Genomic DNA, 22,175 nt, shown 5'->3' on the forward strand with positions numbered 1-22,175 from the left:
GCAATAGGCTGCGTGTCCATGACCCGGCCGCCATACAGGGAAACAGAGGAGGGACAACATGGAGTATTTTGAAATCGAGCACGACACCAACGCCAAGATCAAGGTCGTTGGCTGCGGCGGCGGCGGTGGGAACGCCGTCAACAACATGATTCAATCCGCGCTCAAGGGCGTGCAGTTCATTGTGTGCAACACGGATTGTCAGGACATCCACAAATCCTTGGCCGAAAACAAGATTCAGCTTGGCGAGAAGCTGACCAAGGGGCTGGGCGCTGGCGCGAATCCCGAAATCGGACGCAACGCCTGCCTCGAATCCGTGGATCAGGTGCGTGCGGCTCTGGAAGGCGCGGACATGGTCTTCATCACCGCAGGCATGGGCGGCGGCACTGGCACGGGCTCGGCTCCGGTCGTGGCGGACATTGCCAAGGAACTGGGCGCGCTCACGGTCGCCGTGGTCACCAAGCCCTTCTACTTCGAAGGCCGCCGCCGGTTGCAGCAGGCCGAGGAAGGCATTCGGGAACTTTCCAGCTCCGTGGATTCCATCATCACCATTCCCAATGACCGCCTGCTTCAGCTCGCGGCCAAGAAGGCCTCCTTTTCCGACATGCTGAAAAAGGCGGACGAGGTCCTGTACTACGGCGTCAAGGGCATCGCGGACCTCATCACCGTGCATGGCCTGATCAACCTCGACTTTGCCGACGTCAAGGCAGTCATGGGCTCCTCGGGCATGGCCCTGATGGGCACGGGCATCGCCACCGGCGAATCCCGCTCCAAGGAAGCAGCCATGAAGGCCATCACCAGCCCCCTGCTCGAAGACGTGTCCATCGAGGGCGCCAAGGGCGTGCTGATCAACATCACCTGCGGCCCGGACATGCTCATCGACGAGGTCTCGGAAGCCGCGGACATCATTTACAAGGAAGCCGACCCGGATGCGGAAATCTTCTTCGGCACCGTGTTCGACCCGGATGCAGGCGATGAAATGCGCATCACCGTCATCGCCACGGGCATCGAACATGCGGCCGAGGAACCCGAACCCGCGCTGAGCAAGGCCGAACAGCAGAAGCTGCTCCTGCTCGGACCCCGCGGCATGGGCCAGGGCCGTCAGGCCTCGCGCCGTCCCGGGCACCAGCAGGTCATCGACAATGACACCAATATTCCGGCCTACCTGCGCAAGGCAGCCAACGAGGGCTCGACCGAGGCGGAAATGCCCCAGCCCAAGCTGGGCCGCCGCGCTGTTGCCGGACCGGGAGATGAAGAGTTCATCTTCGAGGAAGACAACCTCGATGTTCCGGCCTTCATCCGCAAAAATGCCGACTAGGGACGACTTGTGCACGATAAGGACCAGGGCCGTGATGCGCGCTTTGACGCGTATTTCGGCACGCAGCAACCCCAGGCCCCCGATCGGGGCGGACGCCTGCCCGTGGCGCTCGTGGTTCCCGGCGGGGAAAAGATGGCCCTCTCGGCCCTTGGCTGGCAGGCGGTATACCGCGTGCTGGCCACGGATCCCGGCGTTGCCGTGGAGCGATGCTTCCCGGACAAGCTGGGCGGTTCCGGGGACGGTCCTCCGGCCGTGCACGAATCCCATAGCCCACTATCCTCATTCCCTGTAATTGCCTGGAGTGTCACATTCGAGGAGGACTATCTCCTCATCCCCCGGACACTCCAGGCAGCGGGCGTTCCGCCTCTCGCGGCGGAACGCCCGTCCCTTCCTCTGGTCATTGCGGGCGGCCCCATCGCGTTCCTCAACCCCGCTCCCATCGCCAGATTCATCGACCTGTTCTGGGTGGGCGAGGCGGACGACACCTTTCCCGACCTGTTCAGCGAACTGCGCGACCACCTGTACGCGGGTGGCACCAAGGACGAATTTCTGGACAAGGTCAAGGATCGGCCCGGCATCTACGTTCCCGGTCGAACCAGTGGAAAAGTCAAGCGCCTGCTGGACGGCAGGCACGGCCCGCTGCACGATCCCGCGTTCTCCTGCTTCATCAGCGGCAGGGCCACGTTCCGCGACACCCTGCTGCTCGAAATCAACCGGGGCTGTCCCTACGGCTGCCGGTTCTGCGCTGCGGGCTACATCTACCGCCCTCCGCGCCATGCGCGCATCGAGGAGCTCAAGGAAATCGTGGAGCACACCGACCCGCCCAAGGTCGGCCTTGTGGGCACTGCGCTCACGGACTGGCCTGATCTGCTCCCGTTTCTGAAATGGCTGAACGAGCGCAAGAAGAAGTTTTCCCTCTCCTCCATGCGCGCGGACGGGGTGACCGACGAACTGCTCAAGTTTCTGCGCCAGTGCGGCGTACGCACCGTGACTCTGGCTCTGGAGGGCGCGAGCGAACGGCTGCGGCGCATGATGAGCAAGAAGCTTGATCCCGAGGATTTCCTGAACGCGGTCCGACTCTGCGCCCGATACGGCGTCAATCATCTCAAGGTCTACATGATCGTGGGCTGGCCCGGCGAAACCGACGGGGATTATGAGGAACTGCGCGAATTTCTGGAACGCATGGTCGCCATCCGCGCCGAGGAGCCCGGAGGCCGCAAAAAGCAGTACATGCGCATCACCGTGGCTGCATCCACGCTGGTCCCCAAGCCCTTCACCCCGTTCCAATGGGCGCCCATGGCCTCGGAAGAAGAGATCGACCGCCGTTTCAAGATACTGGAAAAAATGATGAAGCCCATCAAGGGCGTGACCTTTCAGCACGACTCCCCTTTTCAGGCCCGGCTTCAGGGCGTTCTGGCCCGAGGCGGCGAAGAGCTTGCGGATTTCATTCTGCTGGCAGCCGAACACGGCGGCTGGAAAAAGGCCCTCAAGCACTGGGACGGCGATCCCTCCGCCATCATCGACCGCGAACGCGACAAGGACGACCCCTTCCCCTGGGACATGATCGACATCGGCGTGAAGCGCGAATACCTGTACAGGGAATGGCTCTGCGCCAAGCAGTCCCGGACCTCGGCCAAGTGCCCTTCCAAGGATTGTTCGGAGTGCCGCATGTGCGGCATGGATGAACTGTAGGGACGGCGGCGCGGCTACGCGCCTTGAAGAGGTGGGGCCGTGCCAGCTTGGCGGGCCGGGCCGGGCGAAGCAATTCGCCGTATACTGCGCACCAACTTGATAAGGGAAGATTTCGCCCTTCTCGGGCGAGTTCCTTTTATATCAAGGCGGATAAAAGGAACTAAAAGCCGCCTTTTGGGACCGCTCCGGCCGTGCGCGTTTCCTACTTGATCAAGGCTGTTCTGCCGTGCGTCCGCCACTGGGACGGATGCCTTGATCAAAGGGAAACGGTGGGGGGTTGGTTGGGCCGAGGCGACCTGTCACACCCGGAACAGTGTTCCTTACTCAGACCGAATTTCGGCTCGCGAGGGCTTGGAACCAGTTGCAGCGACCGAAGCCGGGGCGATGCGGTTTTCGCAGAAAACGTCGCAATCGCCCGACGAAAGGGCGCTACTGGTTCCTGCCCGAGAGAGTCGGGAGCACACCGCATAGAGGCTTTTTTTCGTTTATTTTTTTGCCTCAACAAAAAAATGAACTCGCCCGGGAAGGGCGAAATCCTCACCTTGCAGGATGGCACGGCAAAGACGGCGCGGCTACGCGCCCTGAAGAGGTGGGGCCGTGCCAGCTTGGCGGGCCGTGCCGGGCGAAGCAATTCGCCGTACACGCCTTACGAGCTTTTAAGGGGATGTTTCGCCTCCCCGGCGACCTACTTTTGTTTCAAGGCGAACAAAAGTAGGCAAAAAACGCCTTTTATCGACCGCCACAGCCGTGCGCGTTTCCTACTTGATCAAGGCTGTTCTGCCGTGCGTCCGCCACTGGGACGGATGCCTTGATCAAAGGGAAACGGTGGAAGGTTGGCTAGGCCGGGGGAGCTTGGTAGGGACGAGACGACTTCTCACGCCCAGCACACTGTCCTCTTACTCAGACCGAATTTCGGCTCGCGAGGGCTTGGAACCAGTTGCAGCGACCGAAGCCGGGGCGATGCGGTTTTCGCAGAAAACGTCGCAATCGCCCGGCGAAAGGTCGCTACTGGTTCCTGCCCGAGAGAGTCGGGAGCACACCGCATAGAGGCTCTTTTTCGTTTATTTTTTTGCCTCAACAAAAAAATGAACTCGCCCGGGAAGGGCGAAATCCTCACCTTGCAGGATGGCACGGAAAAGACGGCGCGGCTACGCGGCCTGGCTTTTTTATTTCAATAAAAAAAAACGCCCTGCGCATGATGCACAGGGCGTTTTCATTCTTTTCTTTCAGCCGAAGGCTACAGCTCGCAGGCTCGCTTGATGCGGGCAAGGGTCTGATCCTTGCCGAGGGCGAGCATGGTTTCGAACAGTCCCGGGCTTTTGGTCTTGCCGGTAATGGCCACGCGAAGGGGCTGGGCAATGACCTTGAACTTGATGTCCTTGTCCTCCAGAAACTGACGGTGAATCTCTTCCAGCGTCTCCTGAGTGAAATCGGTCAGGGCCTCGATGCGCGGGGCAAGCTCTTCGAGCAGTGCCTTGGCCTCGGGGGTGAGGAACTTTTTCACGGCCTTTTCATCATACATGAGGAACGGCGCGTCCACGATGAAGCAGCGGGCCTGTTCCAGCATGTCGATCAGGCTCTTGGCCCGAGGCTGGAGCAAAGGCACGCATTTGGCGAAATCCGCCTTGCCGACCTTGGCAGCCTCTTCCTCTTCCACTTCGCGGGACAGGAAGTCGCAAAGCAGTCCGGCCAGACGATCCGGGTCGGCCTGCTGCATGTACTGGCCGTTCATCCATTCGAACTTCTGCAGATCGAAAACGGACGGGGAATTGCCGAGATGGTCCGTGGAAAAGTGTTCAATCAGTTCCTCGCGGGAGAACAGCTCCTGATCGCCGAAGGACCAGCCGAGGCGCACCAGATAGTTGACCACGGCCTCGGGCAGATAGCCCATCTTCTCGTATTCCATGACCGAGAGCGCGCCGTGACGTTTGGAAAGCTTCTTCTTGTCCGGGCCGAGGATCATGGGAACGTGGCCGAAGCGCGGCACTTCCCAGCCCATGGCGCGGTAGATCAGAATCTGGCGGGGCGTGTTGTTGACGTGGTCGTCGCCGCGCAGCACATGGTTCACGCCCATGTCGTGGTCGTCCACCACAACCGCGAGGTTGTAGGTGGGAGAACCGTCCGAGCGGCGCAGAATCATGTCGTCCATTTCCGCGTTTTCCACGGCAATGGTGCCCTTGACCATGTCCTCGTAAGCCGTGACACCGTCCAGAGGAGCCTTGAGGCGCACAACGCGATTTTCGCCGGCACCGAGTCCCTTTTCGCGGCAGGTGCCGTCGTACTTGGGCTTGCGGCCTTCCTGTCTGGCGGTTTCGCGCATGGCGTCCACCTGCTCCTTGGTACAGTCGCAGTAGTAGGCATGGCCGGACGCGATGAGCTGGTCGATGACCTCGTTGTGACGGTCGACGCGGTCGCTCTGGAACACGATGTCGCCGTCATGGTCGAGGCCGAGCCACTTCATGGAATCGATGATCGCGTCCGTGGCGGCCTGAGTGCTCCGCTCGCGGTCCGTGTCCTCGATGCGCAGCAGAAACCTTCCGCCCTGACTGCGGGCCAGAAGCCAGGCGAACAAAGCGGTGCGAGCGCCGCCGATGTGCAGATATCCGGTAGGGCTGGGCGCGAACCGGGATACTATGTCAGACATGAAATTCTCCTTCTTGCAAAACAATCACGCCGCCATGGACAACGTTGCCGTGCAACGCTCCGCAGGCGGCATGACCGGGCGGCTTTCCCGCCCCTGACGCGCACCGGGCCTACACGGCCTCGACGCGTTTCACTTCCTTGACTTCCTTGAGAACAATGCGTTCGATACCGTTTTTCAAGGTCATCTGGGACATGGGGCATCCCTGACAGGCGCCTTGCAGCCGGACCTTGACCACGTTGTCGTCCGTGATTTCCACGAGTTCCACATCGCCGCCGTCAGCCTGAAGCATGGGGCGAATCTTGTCGAGAACAGCTTCTATTCTTTCGCGCATTGCGGATGCCTCCGTTCTGTTGTTGGGAAGCCTCAAATAAGGGGAAGGCGAGCGGTTGTCAAATATTCGCGCTTCGGATCAGTGGTTCATGAGCACGCCGAAGGCCTCTTCCAGCTCATCATCCAGATCTTCCACCATCTCTTCCAGACTGTCCGGAGTCAGTTCCAGCGAAGCCCATATCCTGGGGTGCGGAGGCTGGACGAAATATTCGCCGCTGGAGCCGATCCCCAGCCCCGTGGCAATGGTTTCGGCAGCGTGCACCAAAGCCGGTTCGGCTTCCTTGTGCTTCTTCTTTGGCACATGATGCTCCAGAACCGAGGCCACGAGCACATAGGGAAAATTCCATTTGCGAAGCAGCATGCCTCCCAGCGTGGCGTGATCAAAACCCAGAAACTGCTGCTCCGTGGAGAACAGCAGGGAATCCGATCCGCGTGCCTGAATCAGGGTGGCTGCCGCGCGTCTGGGCTCGGCCTTGAGCATGACGAGCTGGCCGATGTCGTGCAGCAGCCCGGCCACGAAGCTGCGCTCCGGGTCGCCCTTGTGCGTCACCCGGCACAAGCGGCGGGCAATCAGGCCGCAGGCCACGGAATGCATCCAGAACTGCTCCATGTCCAAGACCTCGGCAGGCACGTCCTTGAACAGGCTCATGACCGAGGTGCCCACGGCCAGCGTGGAGAGCTGGTTCACGCCCACTACGGTCACGGCACGGGAAATGGTATCGATCTGCATGGGCAGGCTGTAGAACGCGGAATTGACCATGCGCAGCAGAAATGCGGTCAGACTCGGATCCTGACTGATGATTGCGGCAAGATCATCGGACGAAGTGTTGGACGCATTGATGGCCTGCTGAAGTTCCAGAAACACCTGAGGCAGAGCCGGGAGCTGGTGTTCCTGCCGCAGGATGTCCAGCGGGTCCATAGGCGCGACCGAGGGAACCGGCTGTGCCGGGGCGGGCCGTTCCACGTACTTGTCCGGGTAGACGGCCATGTCCCGGGCCACCCGTTCCGCGCCCAGCCGGGCCAGACGCTTGAGCGTGTCATCGGGATGACTGATGTATTTGAACCGCTTGCCGAGCAGTGTCTGCGCCTTTTCCAGATTCTCGGGCGTGGCGTGTTCGGTCGGGGGCGTGTTCTCTTTTTCGGGCATGGGAGCCTTCCTTGGTTGTGAAGCGGGCCAGTCCTGAAAGCGTACGCAAAAAAGCCCCCGGACGGAAGGCGATTATATCGATCCGGGGGCGTTGAATATGTCTGGAGCGGACCGGATTCGCGTTAGCGTCTGGTCAGCCCGAACTTCTTGAGTTTGTATTGCAGGGTTCGGCGGCTGATACCCAGCGCCTCGGCCGTGCGTTCGCGATGCCCGCCGTTTTCCTCCAGAGCGCGGATGATGGCGAGCTTCTCCGCTTCTTCCAGCGATGCCGGAGAACTGACGTGCGGTTCGTCCGCCTCGGGCTGGTCGTAGGCTCCGGCTCCAGCCGTGATCTGGGGCGGAAGCAGGTCCGGTCCCAGCGTGTCGGATCGGGACAGGATCAGGGCGCGCTCCAGCACGTTTTCCAGTTCACGCACGTTGCCGGGCCAGTCGTAGCCGCTCAGGGCGTCCAGAAAGGCCGGGGTCACGGTGCGGATGATCTTGTTGTTCTTGCGTCCGAGGCGACGGAGCAGGAAGCTGACCAGCAGGGGCAGGTCCTCCTTGCGGTCCCGAAGCGGAGGAATGCGGATTTCCAATACGGCGAGACGATAATAAAGGTCTTCGCGGAAGCGGCCCGAAGCTACCTCGGCCTTGAGGTCGCGGTTCGTGGCCGCGATGATGCGCACGTCCGTGGGCACGGGCTTGACGCTCCCCAGCGGCTCCACAATCTTTTCCTGAAGCGCGCGCAGCAGCTTGGCCTGCAATGCCGCAGGCATCTCTCCGATTTCATCCAGAAACAGGGTACCGCCGCTGGCGAGCTGAAATCGGCCGGGCTTGTCCTTGACCGCGCCGGTGAACGCGCCCTTTTCATAGCCGAACAGCTCGCTTTCCAGCAGATCGTCGGGCAGGGCCGCGCAGTTCACGTTCACCAGCGGGCGATCCTTGCGCAGGCTGGCGCGGTGCAGTCCCTCGGCCACAAGTTCCTTGCCCGTGCCGGACTCGCCGAGGATCAGGACCGTGGCCTCGGACGGCCCGGCCTGAGCAATGAGGTCGCGCACCCGTTCCACGCCCGGGCTCGCGCCGATGAAATTCAGGTCGCCGCCTGCCTCCTCCTTGAGGCGCGTGTTTTCCTCGAGCAGGCGGTGGTACTCGTAGGCCTTGTTCAGCACAGCCTTGAGTTCCTCGTTGTCCGCGGGTTTGGTCAGGTAGTCGAAGGCGCCCTTTTTCATGGCCTCCACCGCACTGCCCACGCTGCCGAAGGCCGTGAGCAGGACCACGGGCAGGCCCGGCCTGCGCACCTGCAGTTCGCGCAGCAGCTCCAGCCCGTCCATGCCCGGCATCTTCATGTCCACAAGGGCCACGTCCGGCTGAACGAAATTTTCCGCGGCCTCGGCCAGTGCGCGCAATGCGGCCTCGCCCGATCCCGCCTCGATCACGGTCCAGTTTTCGTCTTCCAGCACGGCCCGAACCATGAGTCGGTGTCCGTGTTCGTCGTCAACGACCAGTACGGTACGATTCTCGTTCATTACGATACCTCTTTGTCGCATCTGTGGGGAAAAAGGAGTTTCACGGACGTGCCCTTGCCCGGGGCGGATTCGATCTCCACCCGGCCCCGGTGGGCGCGCATGATGTTCTGGACAATGGCGAGGCCGAGACCGGTGCCGGTCTTCTTGCCCGTGACAAACGGCTTGAGTGCCTCGGCCCGGATTTCCTCGGGCATGCCCGGACCGTTGTCCTCGACGATCACCCATATCCCGTCCTTGTCCTGATGGGAAACGAGGCGCACGCTGCCCGGTTCCTCGCGGGATTCATCTCCGCCGATGGCGTCCAGACTGTTGGAAATCAGGTTCAGAAGCACCTGCCGGAACGCGTCCTGATCCGCGCAGACCGTGTCCGCCTGAAAATCGAATTCCGGCAGCACTTCCCGGCTCTCGAAGTCGAACCGCATGAGGCGGCACAGGGATTCCGCCACCTCGGGCAGGTTGGTGCGCACCGGGGCAAGCTGGCGCGGCTTGGCCAGATACAGCAGGTCCGTGACCACGCGGTTGAGGCGGTCCGCCTCCTGCACCATGGTGGCCGCATACTCGTCGAGCGGTTTCTGCCCTTTGAGCTTGTTGGCGAAAAGCTGGGCGAATCCGCGCAGGGAACTGAGCGGGTTGCGCACTTCGTGAGCCACGCCGGCCGCAAGGGATCCAATGGCTGCCAGCCGTTTTGCCTCGTTCAGATTTTCTTCCAGAGAACGGATTTCCGTGCGGTCCCTGACCAGAATCATCCTGAGCCCCTGTTCCGGTTCGCTTTCCTCGGCTTCCTGAAACGGCAGGGACAGGATTTCCAGCTGGCGGCCCTGATAGTCGAACTGTTCCCATTCATAGGGGGCGGTTCCGCTGCCTTCCACGGCCTGCATGCCGATGAAGAAATCCTGCCAGTTGCGACCGATGATTTCCGGCACCTTTTCCTGATCCCGGGGCGCAAGCAGCAGTTTTGCGGAATGGTTGGCGGCCAGAATCTCGCCACTGGCGGACAGGGTGAGCAGACCATCGGGCATGTTGTCCAGCAGCTTGTTCTGGAACTGCTCCATGCGCACCAGCTTGCGGGACTGGTCGCGACGATTCAGATAGGCAAAGGCCAGCGACCAGAGCACGATGGCCGCGAGAAACACGTAGCCGGTCTGATACAGGGCGGCCCGGCGATACTGGCGAAACTGGGCCATGTTCTTTTCCGCATTGATGCCCACGAGCAGAAAGACCGGAGGCGCGTTTGCTGGTTCGGGCTGCATCATGCCCTGCCCCATGCCCCGGCCCATGCCGTGTCCCTGTCCGCGCATGTGGCCGGGCCCGCGTCCGTGCTGGTTGGCGGACTGGTCCGGAACAGGCGGCGGAGTCTCGCCCAACGCCATGAGCGCCAGCGAAGGCCGGGTGCGCACGCCCGAGACAAGCACGTCGCGCTTGTTGATGGAAAACATGAGATGCCATGCGCGGCCCGGTTCCAGATCACCGGTCAGCCGGGGCGGAATTTCCAGCTTGGGCGGCACGCCATCGGAAACGGACGCGGAAAGGATTGCGCCCTCCATGTCCGTAAGCATGACGAAGTCGATGTCCTCGGATTTGGCGAGTTCCGTGAACAGGTCCGTGGCCAGGGTCGAGAACATGGGGGCTGCCGACGGATTCAGCCGGATGGAACGCACCAGCCTGAGCAGGTTGTTTTCCACGCCGCGAAGAATGGAGCTGCCGGTCATGACCAGATGATCCTCGACCACCTGCCGCTGCTGGGCAATGCTGCGCCATGTCAGATACAGGGAACCCAGTCCCAGCACGATGAGTGCCAGAACCAGAGCCACGAGCGGTCCCTTTTCCCTTCCCCGGGCATGTATTTCCATACGCTGTTCCTAGTTGCCGCGCAGGGCCGCGTACACATCCCTCGGATGGGAGCCGCGTTCCTGTGCCATGTCCTTGAAAGTCTTGTCCGGAGCCGGAGAAAAGCCCTTCTCCTTGAGCCGTTGCATTGCCTGCTCCATGGGCAGGCCGAATGTGGCGCACACTGCCTCCAGAGTCAGTTTGCCCGTGCCCTCCGGGGCTGCGGCGGGCATGGCTGCAAACGGGTTCTCTCCGACGAGTTCATCCCGGATCACGTCATACACCTTTTGCGGGCTGGCGTTGTTGGTTCTGGCAATGTCCTGAATCGCCGTGTCCGGCGCAACATTGGCGTATCCGGCCTTTTCCAGTGCGGCAATGGCCTTGTCCACGTCAAAGCCGAGATAGCCGCAGAATTTTTCCAGCGGGCTCTGTTCGGCGTGTCCGTATGGCGGACTGCCATAGGTCGAGGCATGGCCGTCCTTGATCGATGCGCCGAAGTCCAGAATCTGCTGCATGGGCGGCAGTCCCGCAAAGGTGCCCACGCCCACGAACAGGGTTATGCCCAATGCCGCGAGCATGGGTTTCGTGCCCACGACCAGTTCGCGTGCCTTGTTGCGCATGTAGTTCATCACGGGCTTCCAGTTCAGCCAGATGTGCAATACCGCGCAGACCAGAAACAGGGTGCCCATGGTCAGATGCAGGTTGTCCCATGCTGTCTTGCTCAGGCCCATGAATCGCCAGTCCGCCCAATATGCGGTTCGGCCATGGGGTTCGATGTAGAGCACCACGCTGGTGGCCAGCATGACCACGAACGAAAGCAGGCTGGTCAGGGAAACGGTTTTTCGGAACATGGAACACTCCTTGGTTGATGCTGGAGTTGATGACCCGAATTCATGGCTACGCCCGACGCAATGGGCTGAAAAGTATTATCTACGGCAAAAACGGGACGGCCTTTCCGCATGGCCGTCCCGAATTGTTCCTGTTTTCCTGATTGATGAAACTGTATCTCTCTAGTAGCGGCCGCCGCCCTGAGCATATCCCGGGCAGTCGCCGCGCTGATTCCAGCCGTTATGATTTCCGCCGTGATAGCCGCCGTGTCCGCGTCCCTGGCCGAAGCCCGGGCAGTTGCCGCGCCCATTGAAGGCCGCGATGCCCGTGGTCTTTTCCAGTTCGTCACCCATCTTGACGCGCAGGTCGTGCATGTCGTTGCGCAGATTGGTGATCTCGGAGGTCAGCTTGCCGATCTTGGCTTCGTCGGCATTGCCGCTGTTGACCATGGCCTGAAGCGTGGCATGCTTGGCCCACATCTGGTCGCGCATCTCCTGAAAGCGGGGCGAATACTTTTCGTAAATCTTGTCCACCTGGGCCTGCTTTTCCGGGGTCAACTGGCTGTAGACGCCGTTGCCGCCGCCATACCCCTGTCCGCCGCAGCCGCCTCGTCCCCATCCGGGGCCGGCATAGGCCACGGCAGCAATGGCCAGCACCAGCATGGCAGCCATGGTCGTGGTCTTCAAAGTCTTCGTGGTCATTTTCGTTACCTCCGTAAAAAAGTGTGTTGTTGCAAACAGAGATGAGGAGAGTGTGTCTGCTTGCCAAAGAACAAGCACAGGGCGTGCCAAAAATGAAAAGTCTTTTATTACAGAGGATAACAAATATTTTCAAAGAACGGCGCTGTTTCTTTTGTGCAATTTGTTGCGCTCATGTTTGCACAAGTTTCGAGCAAAGTGCAAGGGAAACCGCTTGACAATTCCCGTATCCGCCCCATCTTTCATCCAGAGAGAAAAGCAATGCCCCAAAGAGGAACTCGCCATGCCCATCTATGAATTCAAATGCAATGCCTGCGGGCACGAATACGAGGAACTGGTTTTCGATCCGGACGAAATCCCGGCCTGCCCGACCTGCGGTTCGGACAACGTGGAGCGGCTGATGTCCATGTTCGAGGGCCGTGCGCCCACGTCCGGGTTCACCATGCCGGACCTGTCCAAGGCCCGGACTCCGGAAATGCTCAAGGACACCGGCCTGCACAAGAAGCTCGCCTCTGGCAGCGGAAGCTGCGGCTCAAGCGGCGGCTGAGGCATCTGATCCGCGTCCCGGTCCGGGACGCCTCCCTCATTTTTGAAAACGCCAATGCGCTCGAAGAGAATATTTCCTTCGAGCGCATTGGCGTTTTTTTGTGGAAATTGTTTTGGGTGCGCCGTCTTTTCCGTGCCATCCTGCAAGGTGAGGATTTCGCCCTTCCCGGGCGAGTTCATTTTTTTGTTGAGGCAAAAAAATAAACGAAAAAAAAGCCTCTATGCGGTGTGCTCCCGACTCCCTCGGGCAGGAACCAGTAGCGCCCTCTCGCCGGGCGATTGCGACGTTTCCTGCGGAAACCGCATCGCCCCGGCTTCGGTCGCTTCAACTGGTTCCAAGCCCTCGCGAGCCGAAATTCGGTCTGAGTAAGAGGACAGTGTGCTGGGCGTGAGAAGTCGCCTCGTCCCTACCAAGCTCCCCCGGCCTAGCCAACCTTCCACCGTTTCCCTTTGATCAAGGCATCCGTCCCAGTGGCAAACGCACGGCAGAACAGCCTTGATCAAGTAGGAAACGCGCACGGCCGGGGCGGTCCCAAAAGGCGGCTTTTAGTTCCTTTTATCCGCCTTTATATAAAAGGAACTCGCCCGGGAAGGGCGAAATCTTCCCTTATCAAGTTGGTGCGCAGTATACGGCGAATTGCTTCGCCCGGCACGGCCCACCAAGCTGGTACAGCCCCATCTCTTCAGGGCGCGTCGCCGCGCTGTCTTTGCCGTGCCATCCTGCAAGGTGAGGATTTCGCCCTTCCCGGGCGAGTTCATTTTTTTGTTGGGGCAAAAAAATAAACGAAAAAAAAGCCCCTTTGCACTGTGCTCCCGACTCTCTCAGGCAGGAACCAGTAGCGCCCTTTCGCCGGGCGATTGCGACGTTTTCTGCGAAAACCGCATCGCCCCGGCTTCGGTCGCTGCAACTGGTTCCAAGCCCTCGCGAGCCGAAATTCGGTCTGAGTAAGGAATACTGTTCCGAGCGAGAAAGGTCGCCTCGCCCCTACCAAGCTCCCCCGGCCCAACCAACCTCCCACCGTTTTCCTTTGATCAAGGCATCCGTTCCTGTGGCGGACGCACGGTAGAACAGCCTTGATCAAGTAGGAAACGCGCACGGCCGGGGCGGTCCCAAAAGGCGGCTTTTAGTTCCTTTTATCCGCCTTGATATAAAAGGAACTCGCCCGAGAAGGGCGAAATCCTCCCTTATCAAGATGGCGCGCAGTCGACGGCGAATTGCTTCGCCCGGCACGGCCCGCCAAGCTGGCACAGCCCAACCTCTTCGAAACGCGGGACGCCCCGCCGTCCCTCAAAAGCAGGAGCGCCCCACACAATGCGGGGCGCTCTGCGAGAGGAAGGAGAGGGTTCTTGAAGGAACTGCTTATATGTCATGGAGTTCGCGCTTGATGCGATCGAACTCTTCCTTGCTGATTTCGCCAAGAGCGTACCGGCGCTTGAGAATGTCTTCAGGGCTCTGCGACAGGCCGGAAACCGTCTGGACCGGAGCAGGACGACGAATCGCCCGAAAAAGCAGCAACGCGACCAGAGCCAGAATGATGAGCAGCGTCCAGGAATGCAGGGACATTCCCCAGAAATACCCGCCGCCGTGAACGCCGTGTCCACTCCAGGAACCGGCCCAGCCGCACCATCCGTTTATTGCTTGTATGAAATCCATGTCATTCCTCGCTGTCGCTGTGATGTTGAAGACATAGCACAGGGCGTGCCAAACATATAAAATCAACAATTACGGAAAGATGAGGAACAGAGACATTGTGCAGGACATCATCTTTTGTGCATGATTGCGCAAAAAAACGTGCAATATGCTGCACACTTGAATCAGGATACGGCTGAAAGCTCGAACAGAAAGACACTGCCCTTGCCCAGCTCGGATTCCACCCAGATGCGGCCCTGATAATGCTGCACGATCTCCCGGGAAATGGCCAATCCAAGCCCGGCCCCGCCTGGTTTGCAGCTCAAGTCGTCCGGCGCGACAGCCTGATGAAAGGTTTCGAAAACCCGTTCGAGTTCGGATTCGGGAAGACCCGGCCCGGTATCGCTCACGGCAAAGCGGACCATTTCCGGGGACGCCGCGGATACGGACAGAATCACGCGGCCGGCAGCAGTGAACTTGGCGGCGTTGTTGAGCAGATTGAGCAGAACCTGAAACAGGCGATCCGGGTCCACCTCGATTTCGGGCAGCCCCGGCTCCACATCCAGCACCAGTTCCACGTCCGGATTCTGGGCAAACTGTCCGCTCACCGCATCAACCGCATTTCCGGCAATGGCGCCCGGTGCAATGCGCTGGTCCCGCCACTCCACCCGACCGGACTCGATCTTGTTCAGGTCAAGCACATCGCCGATGAGCCGGGTCAGCCGTTCGCCTTCAAGAATGAGAATGTTCAGGTTGTCGACAATGCGCGTTCCCTTGGCCCGCAGCATTTCGTCATCCCCCTGCCAGCGTCAGGAAATGCCGGGAAAAATTCTTGAGAATGAGCTTGGCGAATCCGAGCAGGGAAGTCAGGGGCGTGCGCAACTCGTGGGAAACCGAAGACACCAGCCCGGACTTGGCCTTGTCCAATTCCATGAGTCGCAGATTCGCGGCCTCGGCAACATCACGAGCCTGTCGAAGCCGTTCCTCCATGTGCTTGCGTGCGGTAATATCCCGGGAAACCCAGATGACCGAGGCCTCGCCGTGTTCCCGATCCAATCTGGCCGTGCGCCCCTCGAACCAGAAGTGTCCGCCATGCACCGCCAAGGGATACTCCAGAACCACGGATTCTCCGGCAAGCGTGGTTTCGACCACGGTCATGAACCGTTCCGCAGTCTCCTGATCAACAAAATCCGACATGAGCCGACCACGCATGGCAACGGGATCATCAAGCAGCAGATGCGCCCTGCCCGTGTACACTTCCAGATATCTTCCGTTCTCGTCCACGATGAACACCGCGTCCGGCAATGCGTCCAGCAAGGCCTTCATCCTTGCCTTGCGCTCGCGCAGGTCCACGTTGAGCTCACGCAGTTCATCCAGCTTCTGCCGAATGGCTCCGCGCATGCGGTCCAGACTGCGGGCAAGACTGCCGATCTCGTCGTGCCGATGCACCGGAACATGATGATCGAGGTCGCCGGACGCCAGATTGTCGGCGCTCCGTTCCAGTTCCTCCAAGGGTCTGGTCACGCGCTGACGCAAAAACAGAAGGATGACCATGGACGTGAGAAAGACGCATGCGGCCGACCCTACGACGAACAGGGCGAAAACCCGGAATTTCAGCGCCTCGGTCTCGTCCGTGGCCACGCGCACGTAGACGTGAAAGAACGGTCTGCCGCCCTGATATGCTGTCACCGGCGTCACGCTGACCAGATATCCCTTGCCTGCCTTGGTCTGCCGCAGTACCCACGGGACGTCCGACTCCCCGGAAAACCAGCCCGGGTCGACTCCGGGCACCGAGGATACCGGCCTCATGAGCAAATCCGGCCTGTACGCATAGTAGATGATGCCGTCCGTGCCCACGACCATGCCGTCCTCGAACCGGTCGCCCACCAGTTCGGTCATGACAGCCTTGTCCGACACGCTCTGATACCGAAGCAGTTGACGATTCATGAGCGCGCCCGGAATGCGCACGCTCTCCTCCAGCCCCTTGTCCAACTGACGGGAAAACCACTCGGTGTAAAACATGCCGAGCGCGGTCAGCACCAGAACCTCCACCGCGACCACCACAGCCGCGATCATCTGGATGAGACTGTTTTTCCAATTCCCGATCATGGCTGCGCCTCATTCCCTGTTTCCGGCTTTTCCGGCAAGCTCGAAACGGGCCCGGGCCTGCAATTGAAGCCGTGAAAGAATCGCGGCATGCTCGCTGGGCGCACGCAAGAATTCCAGAAACGCATTCAATCCAAGGTCAGCCACGTCGGGCAGGGTCGCCAAATCATAGTTGAACGCCCATCCCGGAGCAGAGCGCGCCATCCCGGCCAACCTGACCTGAAGCGGACCATACACGGTATCCGGCACCCTGTAGCTGGGAGACAGCGCCCCGGACCCGCGGCTCATGGCAAGCTGCGGTCCGGCTTCGGCAAAATAGGCGACAACCTTTTTCGCGGCCTTGACCCGACCTCTTGCCGGGACCACGATCACATCCACGGGACCGACCGCCACCTGAGGCACGTCGCCGTCCACCACGGGAAATCGAAACACGCCGTAATCCTCGGACTGCCTCCATCCAAGCTGACCGTCGAAAAGTCCGATGATCCACGACCCCATCAGGGTCATGGCAGCCTTTCCGGTTCGCAACCGGGTCGCGGCCTCGGCCCAATCCAGTTGCAGCGCATCATCATTGAAATATCCCTGTTCCAGCAGATCGGCCCAAAGGGAAAAGGCCCGCAGCACCCGCGCATCGTCATATGATGCCGTGCCTCGCATGAGATCGCGGCGGAAATCCGGTCCGGCCGTGCGCAGCAGGAGATAGTCGAACCAGAACTGGGCTGGCCAGCGCTCCCGGGCTCCAAGGGCAAGGGGCGTGATTCCGGCTTTGCGGAAACGGGCACAGACAGCCTTCAGCTCCTCCCATGATCTCGGAGGGACCATGCCGTGGGCACGAAAAAGTTCCCGATTGTAGAAAAGGGCCACGAAATGCTGGGTCACGGGCACGGCGTACCTGTGACCGTCGTAAGTGCAGGCATTTGCGATGTTTTCGGGAAAGACGGCATCCAGTTTTCCGTCTTCCCACACATCGTCGAGAGGTTCCAGATAATCCCGAGCCACAAGAGACTGCACCCGTGCTCCGGCCCAGTAGGAAAAGAGATCGGGCACGGTGCCGCTGGCCAGCATGACCCGGATGCCCACCTTGTAGGATTCGTGCTCGAATCCCTGCGCCTTGACCCGATAGGCCGGATTGGCACGGCTGAAGGTATCCATCATGGCGTCGATGCCGCCAGAAAAGGGACCGGACCAATAGTGGAGGAAGGTGAGGCCCGAAGGGGACTCACCCGAAGCCCTGCCGCAGAACAGCGCAGGAAAGGCCAAAACCAGGACAATAAGAAAAACCGCCCGTTTCATGCAGGCTCCCTGTTGCGGACAACGCAAGGCAATGCCTTACGCAGTTATAGATCATGTCACAGGGTGGCGGTAAGGAGAATGGTATTATAAATACGAAAAGGAGCCGTCGGTGTACCGACGGCTCCGATGAAAAGCGAATTCGAATGGAAGCTAGGCCTTTTTGACAGCAGGCTTCACGACTGCACCGTTGCGGATGCAGCGGGTGCAGGCCTTGATGGTTTTGACCTCGCCGGAAGGCTCCTGATGGCGGACCTTCTGCAAATTGGGCATGAAACGGCGCTTGGTCTTGATGTGGGAATGGCTTACACTGTTCCCGGACTGGGGACCCTTTCCGCATATATCACAAACCTGGCTCATGGAGACCTCCTATATATCCTATGAAAATAAATGAAATTCTTACGCTCACCACCAAGCTCGGCCAATGCCTTCTCACTCGGCGGGAGTGTTTCCTTACCTATTCGATTCACAAAACGCAAGGGTTTTTTTCTTGACAAGAGAAAAAGTATCCATATAGGAATCAGCGGTTGCCCGCGCTGCGGGCGGAGGAGAATCATGTTCGAACTTTGGATTCCGTTGAACGACATCCCGGCGGATGGCCGGGACTTTTCATTTTCTGATCAGTTGGTCTGGCGCGACAGGTGGAAGGACTTCGGCCTTCGCGTTTCGCCGGGTCGGGATCTGGTCGCCACGGTACGCATTCAGCCCCAGGGCGATCAGGCCGCGCTTGTGCGTGGCAGGCTCGCCGGATCGGTGACGGTCCCCTGCGACAGATGCGCCGCGGAATTCGAGTGCGTCATCGACACCGAGTTCGACCTCTTCGAGGAGCTTCCCAAGGACAGCGAGGACGAGGGCGAGGAAGCCCGGGTCCGGCTGGCCGGGGAAATCGCGGAACTGGACATGGCCGCCATACTCTGGGAAGAGTTTGTCCTGGCCCTGCCCATGAAACCGCTCTGCTCCAAGGATTGCAAGGGCCTTTGCCCGGGATGCGGCGCCGACCTGAACAAGGGCGAATGCATCTGCGACCGGGAAGAGGGTGATCCGAGGCTTGCGGTTTTCCGCAATATGAAGATAAAGTAGCGCCCCTGTCGAGCACACCCCCCCCGGGGAAACGCTCGACCGGCAAAAAAAAAGATACGAGGTACACATCATGGCTGTTCCCAAGAAAAAGACTTCCCGTTCCCGGAAAGGCATGCGCCGCGCCAACGACCGCGTGGAGATTCCCAACGTGATCTACTGCGAATGCGGCGAGCCGACCCTTCCCCATCGTGTTTGCGAGGCATGCGGCAGCTACAAGGGCCGTCAGGTGCTGAACAAGGAAGATGCCTAGCACCGCCCCCCCGCATAGCCGTGGACGCCATGGGCGGCGACTACGGCCCCGAGGTGATCGTTCCCGCCGCAGTCGATGCGGCGCGCGAAGGCACCGCCATCGTGCTTGTCGGTGACGCGGACAGGATCAACGCCGAGTTGGTCAGGTTCGACACCAACGGCCTGGATATTCGCGTGCATCATTCCACACAGATTGTGGAGATGCACGACAAACCCTCGGATGCGCTTCGGCGCAAGAGGGATTCCTCCATCCAGGTCGCCTGCAAGCTGGTGAAGGACGGCCAGGCCGACGGCGTGGTCAGTGCCGGACATTCCGGCGCCTCCGTGGCGTGCGGCATGTTCATCCTCGGAAGAATCAAAGGCGTGCTCAGGCCCGCTCTCGCCGGTGTGATGCCGACGGAAAAGGCTCCCGTCATTCTCATCGACGTGGGAGCCAATGTGGACTCCAAGCCGCAGCACCTGTTGCAATTCGGTCTCATGGCCGACGTGTTTGCAAAGGATGTGCTGGGCATGGAGAATCCTTCCGTTGGCGTTCTCTCCATCGGCGAAGAGGAGGGCAAGGGCAATGCCACGGTCAAGGAAGCCTTTGACCTTTTCCGCGAATCGCGGATGAACTTCATTGGCAATGTGGAAGGCAGGGACATTTTCACCGGCAACGTGAATGTTGCCGTGTGCGACGGTTTCGTGGGCAACGTTGCCCTGAAGCTTTCCGAGGGGTTGGCCAAGTCCATGGGCAACATCCTCAAGGAAGAGCTGAAGCGCAGCTGGCTGTCCAAGCTGGGTGCCCTTCTTTCCCTGCGCGCCTTCAAACGGTTCCGGACGGTGACCGACTACGCCGAATACGGCGGTGCCCCTCTGCTCGGCCTCAAGGGTCTGGTAGTGGTCTGCCACGGCAAATCCAATCCCAAAGCCATCCTGAACGCCATTCGCATGGCGTCCAAGTCCGTGGAAAACAAGCTCCACGAACATCTGGCCGAAGGACTGGCCGTTCACAAGGACCTCTCTGAAACCAAGGCGACTCCCAACGCCGCCTGACCTTTCAAATAAACGACGGCCGGGCTTTCCCGGCCGTTCTGGTACCAAGCCATGCACACCGATTTCATTCTTCGCGGCCTCGGCCGTCATGCCCCGGACAGAATCCTGACCAACGCCGATCTGGAAACCATGGTGGAGACTTCGGACGAATGGATCACCACCCGGACCGGCATCCGCCAACGCCACATCGTGAGTCCGGGAGAAGGCTGCACCGACCTGGCATACGGGGCCGCCAAAATGGCCCTGAAGGACGCCGGCATCGAAGCCGACGACCTGACACACATCCTTCTCGCCACCTACACTTCCGATTACGTGATTCCTCAGGGAGCCTGCGTTCTCGAGGAGAAGCTCGGAGTCAAGGGCAAGATCGCGCTCGACGTGTCCGCTGCCTGCTCCGGCTTCCTGTTCGCGCTGGAGACCGCACGCGGTTTCGTGGCGCTGGACAGGAACGCCAAGGTGCTGGTCGTGGCCAGCGAGGTGAACACCCACCGCGCAAATTTCACGGACCGCGCCACCTGCGTGCTGTTCGGCGATGCGGCCGGAGCCGTGGTGGTCACTGCGGGCGACCCCGAGGACGGGCCACGCGTTCTGGACGTGAAGCTGGGCACGGACGGCGGTCTGGGCGACCTGCTCACGGTCAAGGGCGGCGGCTCCATGTCCACCTACAAGGAAGGCGAACCGGTCCGCGACGACTATTTCATCCAGATGCAGGGCCGCGAGGTCTACAAGCACGCCGTGCGCAACATGACCGGCGTGTGCAAGGAAATTCTGGAACGCAACAACCTGTCCGTGGACGACGTGAACGTGCTCCTGCCCCATCAGGCCAACCTGCGCATCATCGAGGCCGTGGGCAAGAAGCTGGGCGTGCCCGAGGAAAAGGTCTACGTGAACGTGGACCGCTACGGCAACACGTCCGCGGCTTCCGTGCCCCTCGCCCTGTCCGAGGCGCGGGACAACGGGTTCATAAAAAAGGGCGATCTGGTGCTGCTGACCACCTTTGGCGGCGGCTTCACCTGGGGCGCGGCTCTGGTCCGCTTCTAATCGTCACAGCTCCGTTGTTTTTGCAATTTGCAGTCTCGGTTCAATTGGTATATTGGAGCGGGACCGACATGAAAAGCGAGAAAGAGGTATCCGAATGAGCGATCTTCCCAAAGTCGCCCTGGTCACCGGAGGTTCCCGCGGAATCGGCCGGGCAGTGGCCGAACGGCTCGCGGCCGACGGCTTCGACATCCATCTGACCTACGTGAGCCGTCCGGAACAGGCCGACGAAACCGTTGCCGCCATTGAAAAGCTCGGCCGCAAGGCACGGGCCTTCAAGCTCGACTCCGGCGATCGTGACGCCATTGCTTCGTTTTTCAAGGAAGAAATCAAGGGGAAAGTCGAACTGGGCGCGCTGGTGAACAACGCCGGCATCACCCGGGACGGCCTGATGATGCGCATGAAGGATGAGGACTGGGACAAGGTCATCCAGATCAACCTCACCGGCTGCTTCGCCTTTGTTCGGGAAGCTTCCAGAATCATGGGCAAGCAGCGCTCTGGGGCCATCATCAACATCGCTTCCGTCGTGGGCCAGATGGGCAACGCGGGGCAGGCCAACTACTGCTCTGCCAAGGCCGGGCTCATCGGCCTGACCAAATCCGCAGCGCGCGAACTGGCCGGTCGGGGCATCACGGTCAATGCCGTTGCCCCGGGATTCATCGAAACCGACATGACTGCCGTTCTGCCGGAAAAAGCCGTGAATGCCATGATGGAACAGATTCCGCTGAAACGCCTCGGGAAGGCCGAGGACATAGCGGCCGCCGTGTCGTTCCTGGCAAGCCCGGGCGGCGCCTACGTCACCGGACAGGTGATCGCCGTGAACGGCGGCATGTACATGTAGACAACAATCAAACAATGCATACTGGAGGGGAACATGTCCGAATACGCCGAAAAAGTTAAGGAAATCATTGTGGACCAGCTGGGTGTGAGCGCTGACGAAGTGGTCGAGAACGCTGCTTTCGTCGAAGACCTCGGTGCCGACTCCCTGGACCTGACCGAGCTCATCATGGCCATGGAAGAGACCTTCGATCTGGAGATCGACGACGAGGAAGCCCAGAAGATCGTCAAGGTCAAGGACGCCATCAGCTTCATCGAGAAAGCTCAGGGCTAACCGGCCTTGCGCTTCGACTTTTGACCATACAAGCGAGCGTCTTATGCACCTTGAGGTGTAAGGCGCTCCTTTTGCATTTCTGGACCCCTAACCACGGAACAAGG

21 protein-coding genes are annotated in these 22,175 nt (G+C 60.3%); 9 read left to right on the forward strand and 12 right to left on the reverse strand.

What is annotated here, in order from left to right; translation table 11 throughout:
* The first annotated feature begins 58 nt into the window (after positions 1–58).
* Together ftsZ and MPN23_RS10220 are read left to right on the forward strand one after the other, a co-directional pair.
* Positions 59–1,315 (forward strand): cell division protein FtsZ, encoded by a 1,257-nt coding sequence (gene ftsZ / locus MPN23_RS10215; RefSeq protein WP_243544105.1) that lies wholly within the window; start codon positions 59–61, stop codon positions 1,313–1,315.
* 132 nt (positions 1,316–1,447) lie between these two features.
* On the forward strand, positions 1,448–3,007 hold the full coding sequence (locus tag MPN23_RS10220) for a radical SAM protein (protein ID WP_243547378.1): 1,560 nt from the start codon (positions 1,448–1,450) through the stop codon (positions 3,005–3,007).
* A 1,237-nt stretch (positions 3,008–4,244) separates the two neighbouring features.
* Here MPN23_RS10220 and gltX read toward each other — a convergent pair.
* From gltX to MPN23_RS10255, 7 genes are all read right to left on the reverse strand, one after another.
* Entirely contained in the window at positions 4,245–5,651 is a 1,407-nt protein-coding gene (gene gltX / locus MPN23_RS10225) for a glutamate--tRNA ligase (RefSeq protein ID WP_243544106.1), read from the reverse strand.
* A 109-nt stretch (positions 5,652–5,760) separates the two neighbouring features.
* Complete coding sequence (locus tag MPN23_RS10230; protein WP_243544107.1) at positions 5,761–5,982, reverse strand: NifU family protein; 222 nt, start codon at positions 5,980–5,982, stop codon at positions 5,761–5,763.
* Between the two features lie 78 nt (positions 5,983–6,060).
* Positions 6,061–7,128, reverse strand: a complete 1,068-nt coding sequence (locus MPN23_RS10235; protein ID WP_243544108.1) for an HDOD domain-containing protein — start codon at positions 7,126–7,128, stop codon at positions 6,061–6,063.
* A gap of 122 nt (positions 7,129–7,250) precedes the next feature.
* The gene (locus MPN23_RS10240) at positions 7,251–8,633 is read right to left on the reverse strand and encodes a sigma-54-dependent transcriptional regulator (RefSeq protein WP_243544109.1); all 1,383 of its coding nucleotides are present in this window, start codon (positions 8,631–8,633) and stop codon (positions 7,251–7,253) included.
* A complete protein-coding gene (locus MPN23_RS10245; RefSeq protein WP_243544110.1) occupies positions 8,633–10,483 on the reverse strand; it encodes a two-component system sensor histidine kinase NtrB in 1,851 nt (616 codons plus the stop codon). The genes MPN23_RS10240 and MPN23_RS10245 overlap by 1 nt, the downstream gene beginning before the upstream one ends.
* A 9-nt stretch (positions 10,484–10,492) precedes the next feature.
* Entirely contained in the window at positions 10,493–11,311 is an 819-nt protein-coding gene (locus MPN23_RS10250) for a DUF4405 domain-containing protein (RefSeq protein WP_243544111.1), read from the reverse strand.
* A 159-nt stretch (positions 11,312–11,470) separates the two neighbouring features.
* Positions 11,471–11,989 carry a Spy/CpxP family protein refolding chaperone gene (locus MPN23_RS10255; RefSeq protein ID WP_243544112.1) on the reverse strand — a complete coding sequence of 173 codons (519 nt, stop codon included), beginning with the start codon at positions 11,987–11,989 and terminating at the stop codon, positions 11,471–11,473.
* Positions 11,990–12,269: 280 nt separating this feature from the next.
* On the opposite strand from MPN23_RS10255, the gene MPN23_RS10260 reads away from it, so the two are divergent.
* Positions 12,270–12,533 carry an FmdB family zinc ribbon protein gene (locus MPN23_RS10260; protein ID WP_243544113.1) on the forward strand — a complete coding sequence of 88 codons (264 nt, stop codon included), beginning with the start codon at positions 12,270–12,272 and terminating at the stop codon, positions 12,531–12,533.
* A gap of 1,359 nt (positions 12,534–13,892) precedes the next feature.
* Here MPN23_RS10260 and MPN23_RS10265 read toward each other — a convergent pair.
* From MPN23_RS10265 to rpmB, 5 genes are all read right to left on the reverse strand, one after another.
* Positions 13,893–14,186, reverse strand: coding sequence for an SHOCT domain-containing protein (locus MPN23_RS10265; RefSeq protein ID WP_243544114.1), 294 nt, complete (start codon positions 14,184–14,186; stop codon positions 13,893–13,895).
* Positions 14,187–14,347: 161 nt separating this feature from the next.
* The gene (locus MPN23_RS10270) at positions 14,348–14,950 is read right to left on the reverse strand and encodes a sensor histidine kinase (RefSeq protein WP_243544115.1); all 603 of its coding nucleotides are present in this window, start codon (positions 14,948–14,950) and stop codon (positions 14,348–14,350) included.
* Positions 14,951–14,954: 4 nt separating this feature from the next.
* The gene (locus tag MPN23_RS10275) at positions 14,955–16,271 is read right to left on the reverse strand and encodes a HAMP domain-containing protein (RefSeq protein ID WP_243544116.1); all 1,317 of its coding nucleotides are present in this window, start codon (positions 16,269–16,271) and stop codon (positions 14,955–14,957) included.
* 9 nt (positions 16,272–16,280) lie between these two features.
* Complete coding sequence (locus MPN23_RS10280) at positions 16,281–17,561, reverse strand: ABC transporter substrate-binding protein (RefSeq protein WP_243544117.1); 1,281 nt, start codon at positions 17,559–17,561, stop codon at positions 16,281–16,283.
* 150 nt (positions 17,562–17,711) lie between these two features.
* On the reverse strand, positions 17,712–17,918 hold the full coding sequence (rpmB, locus tag MPN23_RS10285) for a 50S ribosomal protein L28 (protein ID WP_243544118.1): 207 nt from the start codon (positions 17,916–17,918) through the stop codon (positions 17,712–17,714).
* A 195-nt stretch (positions 17,919–18,113) separates the two neighbouring features.
* Between rpmB and MPN23_RS10290 the strand changes: the two genes are divergently transcribed.
* The 6 genes from MPN23_RS10290 (at position 18,114) to MPN23_RS10315 (ending at position 22,071) form a co-directional block, all read left to right on the forward strand.
* Positions 18,114–18,638, forward strand: coding sequence for a YceD family protein (locus MPN23_RS10290; protein WP_243544119.1), 525 nt, complete (start codon positions 18,114–18,116; stop codon positions 18,636–18,638).
* Between the two features lie 70 nt (positions 18,639–18,708).
* The gene (gene rpmF / locus MPN23_RS10295) at positions 18,709–18,888 is read left to right on the forward strand and encodes a 50S ribosomal protein L32 (protein ID WP_243544120.1); all 180 of its coding nucleotides are present in this window, start codon (positions 18,709–18,711) and stop codon (positions 18,886–18,888) included.
* A gap of 29 nt (positions 18,889–18,917) precedes the next feature.
* Positions 18,918–19,922 carry a phosphate acyltransferase PlsX gene (gene plsX, locus MPN23_RS10300; protein WP_243544121.1) on the forward strand — a complete coding sequence of 335 codons (1,005 nt, stop codon included), beginning with the start codon at positions 18,918–18,920 and terminating at the stop codon, positions 19,920–19,922.
* 51 nt (positions 19,923–19,973) lie between these two features.
* A complete protein-coding gene (locus MPN23_RS10305) occupies positions 19,974–20,963 on the forward strand; it encodes a beta-ketoacyl-ACP synthase III (RefSeq protein ID WP_243544122.1) in 990 nt (329 codons plus the stop codon).
* Between the two features lie 94 nt (positions 20,964–21,057).
* A complete protein-coding gene (gene fabG / locus MPN23_RS10310; RefSeq protein ID WP_243544123.1) occupies positions 21,058–21,801 on the forward strand; it encodes a 3-oxoacyl-[acyl-carrier-protein] reductase in 744 nt (247 codons plus the stop codon).
* Positions 21,802–21,834: 33 nt separating this feature from the next.
* Complete coding sequence (locus tag MPN23_RS10315) at positions 21,835–22,071, forward strand: acyl carrier protein (protein WP_243544124.1); 237 nt, start codon at positions 21,835–21,837, stop codon at positions 22,069–22,071.
* Positions 22,072–22,175 lie beyond the last annotated feature (104 nt).

Origin of the sequence: Pseudodesulfovibrio tunisiensis (assembly GCF_022809775.1) — a bacterium.
Classification (GTDB): domain Bacteria; phylum Desulfobacterota; class Desulfovibrionia; order Desulfovibrionales; family Desulfovibrionaceae; genus Pseudodesulfovibrio; species Pseudodesulfovibrio tunisiensis.

Bases quoted from the DNA above. Each gene is read 5' to 3' on its own strand.
- ftsZ (WP_243544105.1), top strand. From the start codon at position 59: ATGGAGTATTTTGAAATCGAGCACGACACCAACGCCAAGATCAAGGTC.
- MPN23_RS10220 (WP_243547378.1), top strand. From the start codon at position 1,448: ATGGCCCTCTCGGCCCTTGGCTGGCAGGCGGTATACCGCGTGCTGGCC.
- gltX (WP_243544106.1), bottom strand. From the start codon at position 5,651: ATGTCTGACATAGTATCCCGGTTCGCGCCCAGCCCTACCGGATATCTG.
- MPN23_RS10230 (WP_243544107.1), bottom strand. From the start codon at position 5,982: ATGCGCGAAAGAATAGAAGCTGTTCTCGACAAGATTCGCCCCATGCTT.
- MPN23_RS10235 (WP_243544108.1), bottom strand. From the start codon at position 7,128: ATGCCCGAAAAAGAGAACACGCCCCCGACCGAACACGCCACGCCCGAG.
- MPN23_RS10240 (WP_243544109.1), bottom strand. From the start codon at position 8,633: ATGAACGAGAATCGTACCGTACTGGTCGTTGACGACGAACACGGACAC.
- MPN23_RS10245 (WP_243544110.1), bottom strand. From the start codon at position 10,483: ATGGAAATACATGCCCGGGGAAGGGAAAAGGGACCGCTCGTGGCTCTG.
- MPN23_RS10250 (WP_243544111.1), bottom strand. From the start codon at position 11,311: ATGTTCCGAAAAACCGTTTCCCTGACCAGCCTGCTTTCGTTCGTGGTC.
- MPN23_RS10255 (WP_243544112.1), bottom strand. From the start codon at position 11,989: ATGACCACGAAGACTTTGAAGACCACGACCATGGCTGCCATGCTGGTG.
- MPN23_RS10260 (WP_243544113.1), top strand. From the start codon at position 12,270: ATGCCCATCTATGAATTCAAATGCAATGCCTGCGGGCACGAATACGAG.
- MPN23_RS10265 (WP_243544114.1), bottom strand. From the start codon at position 14,186: ATGGATTTCATACAAGCAATAAACGGATGGTGCGGCTGGGCCGGTTCC.
- MPN23_RS10270 (WP_243544115.1), bottom strand. From the start codon at position 14,950: ATGCTGCGGGCCAAGGGAACGCGCATTGTCGACAACCTGAACATTCTC.
- MPN23_RS10275 (WP_243544116.1), bottom strand. From the start codon at position 16,271: ATGATCGGGAATTGGAAAAACAGTCTCATCCAGATGATCGCGGCTGTG.
- MPN23_RS10280 (WP_243544117.1), bottom strand. From the start codon at position 17,561: ATGAAACGGGCGGTTTTTCTTATTGTCCTGGTTTTGGCCTTTCCTGCG.
- rpmB (WP_243544118.1), bottom strand. From the start codon at position 17,918: ATGAGCCAGGTTTGTGATATATGCGGAAAGGGTCCCCAGTCCGGGAAC.
- MPN23_RS10290 (WP_243544119.1), top strand. From the start codon at position 18,114: ATGTTCGAACTTTGGATTCCGTTGAACGACATCCCGGCGGATGGCCGG.
- rpmF (WP_243544120.1), top strand. From the start codon at position 18,709: ATGGCTGTTCCCAAGAAAAAGACTTCCCGTTCCCGGAAAGGCATGCGC.
- plsX (WP_243544121.1), top strand. From the start codon at position 18,918: ATGGGCGGCGACTACGGCCCCGAGGTGATCGTTCCCGCCGCAGTCGAT.
- MPN23_RS10305 (WP_243544122.1), top strand. From the start codon at position 19,974: ATGCACACCGATTTCATTCTTCGCGGCCTCGGCCGTCATGCCCCGGAC.
- fabG (WP_243544123.1), top strand. From the start codon at position 21,058: ATGAGCGATCTTCCCAAAGTCGCCCTGGTCACCGGAGGTTCCCGCGGA.
- MPN23_RS10315 (WP_243544124.1), top strand. From the start codon at position 21,835: ATGTCCGAATACGCCGAAAAAGTTAAGGAAATCATTGTGGACCAGCTG.